We start from the raw sequence: 992 nt of genomic DNA on the forward strand, positions 1-992 counted from the left end.
ACTTGATGGACGAAATGGAAAAATAAGCCACAACAAACACTAAAAATTCGTTTTACCCATTGATGAATTCGCAAGTGAAAAACCAAATTAAGGAGCAAGACAAACTGCAAAACTCTTTTTCTAAATCCAATACACTTTGGCGATTTAATTCGGTAAAACGGCAAAAAAACGTACTCGCTAAACTTCAAAAAACACTGATTTAGAGAACACCTTATAACGCCCGGCTAAGGGGTTGACAACGCTCCGCCGGACTCAAAAAACACACTGTAAACACTGGGCTTCAATTTTGTACTAAAGTCGCCAAGCGTTGGCAATCCCTCTTGAGCCGTTTGTTAGTTGCCCTTGTTCGACTCTAGTGCTAACATTTGTACACACGTAAACTTAGGGAGCTACTCATGGACACTAGAATTCAATTTCGTGTTGATGACGAAATTAAACGTTTAGCCCAACAAATGGCTGAGAGCCAAGGTCGCACACTCAGCGATGCTTGCCGTGAACTTACTGAACAAATGGCTGAGCAACAAAGAAAAACATTATCTCATGACGCTTGGTTAACTGAACAAATAAACCTAGCATTTAAGAAGTTTGACTCAGGAAAATCTTCATTTGTTGAACATAACTCAGCTAAAGCACGGATGGCTGAACGAAAGGCCAAAATTCGTAATCGAGGCCAGCAATGATTTTATGGGAAGAAGAATCGCTAAATGATCGTGAGAAGATCTTTGAGTTTCTTTATGACTTTAACCCTGATGCGGCTGAAAAAACTGATGAAATTATTGAGGCTAAAGTAGAAAACTTACTCGAACAACCATTGATGGGTGTTCAAAGGGATGGAATTCGAGGACGATTACTCATTATTCCCGAAATCTCAATGATCGTTTCGTACTGGGTAGAAGGTTCAATTATTCGCATAATGCGAGTTCTACACCAGAAGCAGAAATTCCCTACCGATTGATTGTAATCGGTGGGCAACTAACGCTCTGCTAAGCGGC

General features: G+C 40.4%; 2 protein-coding genes. Both read left to right on the plus strand.

Annotated elements, in window-relative coordinates:
* The first annotated feature begins 395 nt into the window (after positions 1 to 395).
* Positions 396 to 680 (plus strand): type II toxin-antitoxin system RelB/DinJ family antitoxin, encoded by a 285-nt coding sequence (locus ACP45E_RS18460; protein ID WP_017038684.1) that lies wholly within the window; start codon positions 396 to 398, stop codon positions 678 to 680.
* The gene (locus ACP45E_RS18465) at positions 677 to 955 is read left to right on the plus strand and encodes a type II toxin-antitoxin system mRNA interferase toxin, RelE/StbE family (RefSeq protein ID WP_017038685.1); all 279 of its coding nucleotides are present in this window, start codon (positions 677 to 679) and stop codon (positions 953 to 955) included. Before ACP45E_RS18460 ends, ACP45E_RS18465 begins: the two co-directional genes overlap by 4 nt.
* The last annotated feature ends 37 nt before the right edge of the window (positions 956 to 992 follow it).

This window comes from Vibrio genomosp. F10 str. 9ZD137 (assembly GCF_049974785.1).
Taxonomy (GTDB): domain Bacteria; phylum Pseudomonadota; class Gammaproteobacteria; order Enterobacterales; family Vibrionaceae; genus Vibrio.